General features: G+C 69.6%; 8 protein-coding genes and 1 pseudogene. 2 read left to right on the forward strand and 7 right to left on the reverse strand.

The annotated features are described in order from the left end of the window. Positions 1-211: 211 nt before the first annotated feature. The 7 genes and pseudogenes from G6017_RS10000 to G6017_RS10030 form a co-directional block, all read right to left on the reverse strand. Positions 212-742 (reverse strand): hypothetical protein, encoded by a 531-nt coding sequence (locus G6017_RS10000; RefSeq protein WP_241731457.1) that lies wholly within the window; start codon positions 740-742, stop codon positions 212-214. Positions 743-749: 7 nt separating this feature from the next. After that, positions 750-1,100 (reverse strand): hypothetical protein, encoded by a 351-nt coding sequence (locus G6017_RS10005; protein WP_182617176.1) that lies wholly within the window; start codon positions 1,098-1,100, stop codon positions 750-752. Between the two features lie 161 nt (positions 1,101-1,261). Then, the gene (locus tag G6017_RS10010) at positions 1,262-1,759 is read right to left on the reverse strand and encodes a DUF6328 family protein (protein ID WP_182617177.1); all 498 of its coding nucleotides are present in this window, start codon (positions 1,757-1,759) and stop codon (positions 1,262-1,264) included. Between the two features lie 157 nt (positions 1,760-1,916). After that, positions 1,917-2,243, reverse strand: coding sequence for a YtxH domain-containing protein (locus G6017_RS10015; RefSeq protein ID WP_182617179.1), 327 nt, complete (start codon positions 2,241-2,243; stop codon positions 1,917-1,919). A gap of 482 nt (positions 2,244-2,725) precedes the next feature. Further along, a pseudogene (locus G6017_RS10020) lies at positions 2,726-3,229 on the reverse strand (hypothetical protein); the annotation flags it as partial. Next, on the reverse strand, positions 3,204-4,754 hold the full coding sequence (locus tag G6017_RS10025) for a sodium:solute symporter family transporter (RefSeq protein ID WP_182617181.1): 1,551 nt from the start codon (positions 4,752-4,754) through the stop codon (positions 3,204-3,206). The gene G6017_RS10025 and the pseudogene G6017_RS10020, both read right to left, overlap by 26 nt. Beyond that, positions 4,751-6,604 (reverse strand): AMP-binding protein, encoded by a 1,854-nt coding sequence (locus tag G6017_RS10030; RefSeq protein ID WP_182617183.1) that lies wholly within the window; start codon positions 6,602-6,604, stop codon positions 4,751-4,753. Before G6017_RS10030 ends, G6017_RS10025 begins: the two co-directional genes overlap by 4 nt. A gap of 115 nt (positions 6,605-6,719) precedes the next feature. On the opposite strand from G6017_RS10030, the gene G6017_RS10035 reads away from it, so the two are divergent. Further along, positions 6,720-7,499 (forward strand): enoyl-CoA hydratase/isomerase family protein, encoded by a 780-nt coding sequence (locus G6017_RS10035; protein WP_107745751.1) that lies wholly within the window; start codon positions 6,720-6,722, stop codon positions 7,497-7,499. A 2-nt stretch (positions 7,500-7,501) separates the two neighbouring features. Continuing rightward, a partial coding sequence (locus G6017_RS10040; protein WP_182617185.1) for a GAF domain-containing protein occupies positions 7,502-8,675 on the forward strand: 1,174 nt, incomplete at its 3' end.

The following is an 8,675-nucleotide window of genomic DNA, read 5'->3' on the forward strand; positions in this document are numbered from 1 at the left end:
GACGCACTAACGGAGATACCCACTAGCCCGCGGGTGGCCCACTTGGAAGGCTGATCGCACTCGCCACGCGCACCCTCTCGTACTGGTCGCACTCACCGTGATCTAGGTCGTGGCTACCGTGCGAAACCCGCAGATTTTCCGCGCTGAGCACGACCACTACGCGGGAGCTTTCCGTCTAACCCGGCGGTGTCCCAAGTTGGGGACGGCCCTGCTACGAGAAGAAGCGCCCAAACCCGCGCCTCCCGGCGGCGTCGTATTGGTGGACCAGGTGCCGGAGCCGCAGGTTCAGGGCATCCATCCGGGCTGTCCGTTCGAGGAGCTCGTCGATCGAGTCCGACCCGGGACTGGCCTCGTTGAGCAGGGCGTCGGCGTCCTCGAGGACGTCCAGGAATTCCGGGTCCCGCGCGGCCCTGGCCTCGATCCGCGGGAACTTCTCCACCAGCGGGGTCCCCACCGCCCGGTTGTCCCGGAGTTCGTACCAGGACTCGACCGCCAGCGACAGGGCCCTCTGGGCCGAGTCGTGCGCCGCCTCCACGGACGCGAGTGCCTTCTTGGCCGTCACCTGCAGGGGATCCACCCCGGCCTTGAGCCGGCGGCGGTGCGCGAGCTCGTCGATCGCGGACCGCACCAGCCACGTGGTGTACCAGAGCCACCCCGCGATCATCGCCAGGAACAGCAGTCCTACGAGGACCGGGACGATGAGCCTCAGCACGGCGTCCACCGCCCGCCCACGCGAACCCAAGGGGTCGTCATGACCCCACCACCAGCGCGATGAGGATCGAGAGCGGGATCGCCAGGGACACCGCGGCACCGACGAGTTTGGCCGTGGCCGACCACAGCAGCCGGGACGCCTCCGTGTGCGCACCCTGCTCGTCGATCACGCAGGCCTCCCGCGCCGCGACCTCCACCCGCGTGGCCGCCACCTCGGGCCAACTCCGCGGCACCCGGCGCAGAGGGTTGCGTCCGAGCCCATCAGCGGCGAGCGCTGTGCGCTGGCCGGACCACTCTCGAAGACCTGCGTCGAGTCGCGTGCGGGCCTGTTCGGCGGCAGCGTTCTGTTGCAGGTCAACGGAACGGGAGTACATCTCCATCGACGCCATCGGCACGAGCACCTCCCCCGGCGCGGTAGCGGGCCAGATCGGACCCCATTGTCCCATCCGAGGGGTGAGGCGCCGTGTCATTCCGGACACACGATGCCGCGCCACCGCGCCGAACAAGTACGGGTGCGTCGCCATCGCACCCACCCGGCAGTGCCGTGTCGTTAGTCGGGGACATACGGATTCGTCGCGGCATACCGCAGAACGCGGGCGGGCACCACGATGAGCATCACCACCACGAAGAACGCGGTGACGACCGCCGCTCCGATCCCCGGCACCACACCGAGGACCAACGTGAAGATGAGCGCGACCAGACCGACCATCGCGATCGACAGGAGCGCCATTCCGACACGGGCGAGCATCGCGGACAGGCGCAGCACCCGGTCCTTCCGGTGGGAGCGGAACACCGCGCGGTGGATCATCACCGGAGCCAGCAGAACCACTGTCGAGGCAAGGGCGAGTGACAGCACCACCAGGTAGAGAGCGCGGCCGACACCGCCGATGTCAGCGAAGCGCTCCTGGAACGGCACCACCAGCAGAAAGCCCGTGAGCACCTGGCCGCCGGTCTGGATCATGCGCAACTCTTGGAGCAGCTCGATCCAGTTGCGGTCGATCCGCTGCGCCTCGGTCTCGTTGCGCTCCCAGGCTCCCTCGACGTTCATGCCGCTCCTCCCGCCGTGTCCCCCGTCGTCGGTCCTCGTAGCGCTCAAACTGGCGGCGGGCCTCGCCGAGCACCTGCCCACCGCTCAGGCGGGCCGTCGCGACTGTTGAGTTAGTCGTCGGATCCGACCCGGCTCGGGGAGGGATCGACCGGATGGCTCACGGAGTCGTACCGTCACCGCTGCCCGAAGGCGGGTACTGCGAGGTGAGGGGGTCAGCCTGATCGGTGGAGTGTCGTCCCCCGCTGCTCTGCCCGTCGCTGCTCGGGCCGTCACCGCTCTGCCCGGAAGGGTCGCTGACCTGGTCCTTCACCTGCTCGGCGGCGTCCTTGGCAAACTCGGTGGCCTGGCTCGCGGCTTCCTGGACCTGCGGCGTCTGCCACAGCTTGGTTGCCTGCTCCTTGACGATCTCGTAGTGGCCGCGGCCCGCGCGGCTTCCCAGGACGTACCCAACTGCAGCGGCTGCGATCAGAGTGAACTTGCTCATGGTGTTTCCCTCTCGTCGGGGACGTCCACCGACACACTGTCGTGGCCGGGACTGCGTCCCTGTGGGTCGAGCTTCGGTACCGTCGCCGCACCTTGGTCGGGCTCGGCGACGGTGGCACCACGGAGACGTGTGAGGGGATCAGTGTCGATCAACTCGGACTCCTAGATGCCGTCAGATCGAACACCACAATGCTAAGACGGCCCTCGGACGCCCGCATCCGGTCGACAGGTCACCCGATTGCGGATACGGCGAGGTCAGCCGTCGGTCTCCGCGCGGGTCCGGCGGGCCTGACGCACACGGGGTTCGGTTCGGACGCGGAAGACGCCACAGCCGCGCGTACACGCTGCAGCCGCACGGGAGATTTCCTGTGCGGCTGCAGTCGTCGCGCGCGGCTGCGGGGTGACGGACCTAGCGGCTACGAGAAGGGCGGGCCTAGCGGCCGCACGCAATCGGGAGGCGCGGCGGCCGCGAAGGAGCAGCGTTCAGCTGGCCGGCGCCGCCAGCCGCTTCTCGTCGATCGTGCGGTCGAAGACCAGGGCGTACAGCAGCCCCGCGCCCACGGCCGTGTAGGGCCAGATGAAGTAGAAGATCACACCCATGGACATCGGCATTCCCCACAGCCTCGCGTCGCCGCTCGCGGTGAGGATCGACCACAGCACCAGTACGCCCAGCCCCGCGCAGTAGCCGACGATCGCGATGGTCGACACCCTCTCCCAGGAGCCGTCGGAGTGCAGGGAACCCAGGAGCATCATGATCACGGCGAAGAGCGGTACGGCCAGGAACACCATCTGCCAGGTGTCGGTGAGCATCCCGATCAACGCGAACGCGGCTACTGCCACAAAGGCGTGGATCAGCATCCCGGCGCGCTTGTGGTCGGGTTCGGGGGCGGCTGCGGGGTCGAGTGCCCGGCCGGATGCCCGATCTCGTGCGGGGTCGAGTCCCCGGTCGTGTGCGGCGGGATCAGACATGATCGGTCCTTTCGGTGGACGCGGCGGTCGAGCTGGACGTGGCGGCCGCGCCGGTGAGCGTGGGGTCGGTGGCGGCGCTCGGGCCGCCGTACAGGAATTCCAGCGTGGCGTCGGGGTGACGGTTGGTGGTCAGTAGCGAGACCACGTAGAACAGCAGGATCGACACGATCAGTGAGATGCCGCCGACCTGCATGAACGCCGGGACGGAGATGATGTCCCGCGCGGCCAGCGAGGTGATGATCATGTTGCCGAGGATCGCGAATGCCACGGTGACGGTCGCGGCGGTGGCCGTTGCGCGATGCCAGTAGATGGACATGACCACCGGGCCGACGATCGCCGCGGCGAAGGCGGCCCAGCCCAGCGCGCCGAGCAGGAACACCACCTGCGAGAGGAACAGGGTGAGCAGCACCGACAGGACCACCAGGGTCAGGCTCGCGAGTCGGCTCCACAGCAGTTCGCGGACCACCTTGATGCCGAACGCTCCGGGGAGGTCGCGCATCATCGATGAGGCGCCGATGGTGATGAAGCTCGAGGCCGAGGACATGATCGCGGCCAGCAGGCCGGTCAGCGCGATGCCGCCGACGATCGGATTGGTCACGGAGTCGAGGAACCAGATGGCGGTGTCGTCGATGCTCTCGATCTCGGGGGCGTCGCCGGTGATCGTCATGGAGCGGGTGGCCAGGCCGATGCCCACCGAGAACAGGGTGGTGATGGCGTAGGCGATGCCCGCGACGGCGGCACCCCACTTGAGCTGCGTCATGTCGCGGAGCATGAGGAACTTGGTGAGCAGCTGCGGCTGGCCCACGGCGCCCACGAAGATCAGGAGGCCAAAGGCGAAGATGTAGGTGGGGGCCTGGACGCCGTCGATCGAGAGCATCTCGGCGCTCCCGGCCGAGATGGTGTCGAGCATGGGGATCCAGCCACCGGCCACCTGGACGGCAAAGAAGAACAGCCCCACGGACATGACCACCATGAGCACGCCCTGCACCAGGTCGGTCCACACGGCGGCGAGCATGCCGCCGGCCATCGTGTACGCGGCCACCACCATAGAGCCGATCCAGACGCTTGTCGGGATCGAGGTGCCCAGCAGCAAGGAGATGATCACGCCGATCGAGGTGACCTGCGCGGTCATGTACGCAATCGAAGCGATGAACACCGCCACGGACATGGTGGCGTGCGAGGTGCGGTCCTGGAAGCGGACCCGGATGAGGTCGGGCACCGAGTAGACGCGGTGCTTCTTGCCGATCCAGTTGAGGCGGCTGCCCAGGAGGAACCAGGCGGCGGCGAAGCCGAACGGCGCGAACAGGCCGACGGCGATGAGCGCCTGCAGGCCCCAGGCGTACGTCTGCCCGGTGCCGCCGACCATTCCCCAGCCGGACTGGATTGAGGAGAAGCTGGCGATGGCCATCACGAAGAAGCCCAGGGACTGCCCCGCGACGAGGAACTCCTTGGCCGACTTCATCTTGGTGTTGGCCCACGCGCCGATGGCAAACATGAGCACGAAATAGGCGAGCACGACGCCTATGACGACGGGATTGTTCATGAGGGGTCCTCAGGGGTCGGTCGGGCGTGGTCAGCTGTTGGGCGAGCGGGGTCGGCTGTTGAGCGAGCGGGGTCGGCTGTTGGTCTGGCCGGGTCAGCTGTCGGTCGGTCGTGATCGGCGCGCAGTCTGGCGCGGCGGATCTTGCCGGTGTTGGTGGTGGGCAGCTGGTCCAGGAAGAGGACCTCGCGGGGGTATTGGTAGAAGGCCAGGCGCTCCTTGACCAGGGCCTGGATCTCGCGGGCGAGCTCGTCGGTGCCGCTGACTCCCTCGGCGGGGACGACGTACGCGACGATCGCCTCGCCGCGCAGCTCGTCCGGCACGCCGATCACGGCCACCATCTCGACGGACGGGTGGCGCAGGATCTGGTCCTCGATCTCGCCGGGGCCCACGCGGTAGCCGGCCGACGAGATCAGGTCGTCGTTGCGGCCGGAGAACCAGAAGTTCCCCTCGTCGTCGACCCGCGCCAGGTCCCCGGTGTGCAGGACTCCCCCCGCGGTTTTCTCCGCCGTCTTGTCGGGCGAGTTCCAGTAGCGCAGAAACGCGTTGGGGCTGGGCAGGCGCACGCAGACCTCGCCGACCTCGCCCGTGGCGACCAGCTCACCGAGGCCGTCCAGCAGAACCAGATCGAAACCGGGCGTGGGGCGGCCCATCGAGCCGGGCGGGGTGTCGAACTCGGCGTGGCACGTGCCCACGATGAGGTTGAGCTCGGTCTGGCCGTAGATCTCGTTGACCTGCACGCCCAGCGCCTCTCGCGCCCATTCGGCCACGGCCTCGCCCAGCGCCTCTCCCCCGGAGAACGCGGCCCGTAGCCCGGTGCGGGAGTAGTCCACGTCGGAGGCACGCATCATCTTGAGGATGGTCGGCGGCAGGAACGAGCAGGTCACGCCGTGCCTGCGCAGGATGTGCTCCACGGTCTCCGGGCTGGGCCTCCGGGCGGAGGCCACCACGGGCACACCGCTGTAGAGGCTCGGCAGCAGCACGTCGAGCAACCCGCCGGCCCACGCCCAGTCGGCCGGGGTCCAGAAGACGTCGGTCGACCCACCGGGCGCGGCGTTCTGGGGGAACCCGTCGAGCGCGCGGACCACTCCGGGCATGTGCCCCAGCACCACGCGGTGCCCGTGCAGGGCGCCCTTGGGCTGGCCGGTGGTTCCGGAGGTGTAAATGAGGAGGGCGGGGTCGTCGGGTCCGGTGTCGGGCACGACGACGGCGAGGTCGGCCGAGTCCGTCACCGACAGCGGCAGCACGGTGAGCGCACCCGCTCCCGTCGTCGTCGTCGCTCCCGTCGTCGTCGCTCCGGACTCAGGCGTGGCCTCGGGGGCCGTTCCCGCCGCCAGCATCACCCCGGCGGCGGGCGACGTCGCCTCAGGCACCGCATCGCCGGTGACCAACACGGTGCGCAGCTCGGGCAGCTCGGCCAGTTCCCCCGCAAGACGGGAGTAGCAGTCGGCGTCGAACACGGCCGCCACCGCTCCCGAGTCCCCCATCCTGAACAGCGCGGCCTCGGGTCCGAACTTCACCGAGAGCGGGACCGCGATCGCGCCCATGAGGTAGGCGGCCACGTGGGCCACGGCGGTCTCGGCGGACTGCGCGCACATCACGGCGATCCGGTCGCCCTCGCCTACCCCGCGATCACGCAGGAAGGTGATGAGCCGACGGGCGCGGGCACCGAGCTCGCCGAAGGTGGTGACCTCCGGCGGATCGTCGCCGCGGTCCACCACGATCGCGGGGGACTCCGGTGGATGGGAGTCCGTGCACGCGGCGCCGATGTTGAATCGGTCCGGGATCTCCCACCGGAAGCCCTCGGGCCCCAGCGGCGGACGCCAGGGGCGTGCCTGGGCGGTCGATGGCATGGGTTCAACTCCTCAGTCTCTGTGAGCCCCCTCACTCGGGCGAGCTCGCCCCATGACGGTATGAGTGGCCTGGTTCACATACAATGGAGATTCCCCCTACGTTCGGAGTCTGCCCATGTATGAATTCCTATCCCTCGACGTGACCGATGGCCTCGCGGTGGTCACCCTCAACCGGCCTCCGGTCAACGCGCTGTCCCGCGGAATGCAGGAGGAACTGCGGGCCGTGGCACAGGAGGTCTCGGGGCGCAGCGACGTGGACGCGGTGGTCTTCACCGGCAGCGAGCGCGTCTTCGCCGCCGGCGCGGACATCAAGGAGATGCGGCAGATGCCGTACGGGCAGATGCTCACCGAGGCCCGCGAGTTGCAGTCGGCGTTCACCGCGGTCGCGGCGATCCCCCAGCCCACCGTCGCCGCGATCACCGGTGCCGCCCTCGGCGGAGGGATGGAGCTGGCGCTGTGCTGCGACCGGCGGATCGCCGCCGAGAAGGCCAAGCTCGGCCAGCCCGAGATCCTGCTGGGCATTATCCCCGGCGCCGGCGGCACCCAGCGCCTGGCCCGACTGGTCGGCCCCGCGGTGGCCAAGGACCTGTGCCTGACCGGCCGCACTCTCACCGCCGCCGAGGCGCTCGAGCTACGCGCCGTGGAAGAGGTGGTCCCGGACGGTCAGGCCACCGCCCGCGCGACCGAGTGGGCCCGACAGTTCGTGGGCGGGCCCCGCATGGCGCTCCGCGCGGTCAAGGAGGCCGTCGACCGCGGCATCGAAGTCGATCTGGACACCGGCCTGAGCATCGAGCGCGCCCTGTTCGCGGCCCTGTTCGCCACCGAGGACCGGGAGATCGGCATGCAGTCGTTCATCGACTCCGGCCCCGGCAAGGCCCAGTTCCTCGGCCGCTGACCGTGGCCGTCGACCTGGCGCTGGGGCTGCGGGACGTCCTCGACGCGGCCGCCGAGTTGGCGGCCGCGCAGGACGAGGACGCCGTCCTGCACATCGCCATCCGCAAGGCCCGCCAGCTCGTGGGCACCGACCTGGCCTACGTGATGCTGCTGGACCCCGAGCGCGGCGACACCTACATGCGCATGGCCGAAGGCGCCACCAGCCCCAAGTTCGACACCATCCGGCTGGGCATGGGGCTCGGGCTGGGCGGGCAGGTCGCCGAGTCGATGGCGCCCCGCTGGACCCGCAACTACCTGGCCGACGAGCAGTACACGCACGTCATCGACCCGATCATCCTGGACGAGGGAGTCAAGGCGATCCTCGGTGTGCCCGTACGCACCCACGGCCGGCTCACCGGGATGCTGTTCACCTCCGAACGCCGCGAGCGCGACTTCACCCAGGACGAGATCACCCTGCTCGCGCTGTTGGCCGACCAGGTCTCCGCGGCCCTGACCGCGGCCGAACGCTCCTCCCGGCGCAGGCGGGAACTGGACGAGACCCGCGACGCCCTCGACGCCGAGCGAGCGACCTCCACGCGCCTGGCCGCCACCGTGGAGCTGCACGAACGCCTCACCCGGCTGGTGGTGGCCGGCGCCACGGTCCCGGAGATCGTGGACCTGCTGATCGACATCGAGGGTGGCACCGCCGCCGTCTTTGACCTGGCCCACCGGGAGATCGGGGCCGCGCAGTCCACCGAGGGCCCGCCGGTCGACCTGCTCCGGCGGATCCTGGACGAGGTCGCCGCGGACACCGAGCGGATGGTAACCCGGCAGTCCGGCGGCCACCTCGTCGTGGTCAACCCCGTCATCACCGGCTCCGACCACCTCGGGTACGTCACCTACGCCAGCCGCGGCTCCGTCCCGTCCATCGGGCGGGTGCTGGAGCGGGTGAGCTCGGTGATCGCGCTGATCCTGCTGGGCCACCGCGCGCGCGACGAGGCCGACAACCGCGTCCGCGGCGAGCTCCTGGCCGAGCTGCTCTCCCCCGGCGATCACGACCCGGAAGCGATCGGCCGCAGGGCCACGCTGCTGGGCGTGAACGTGCACGCCGACCTGATCGCGCTGGTGATCACCCCCACCGAGACCCCGATGACCCGGGCGCTGCAGACCGAGTGCCGGTCGCTGGCCCGGGCCGACG

The organism is Dietzia sp. B44 (genome assembly GCF_014145245.1).
Taxonomy (GTDB): Bacteria; Actinomycetota; Actinomycetes; order Mycobacteriales; family Mycobacteriaceae; genus Dietzia; species Dietzia natronolimnaea.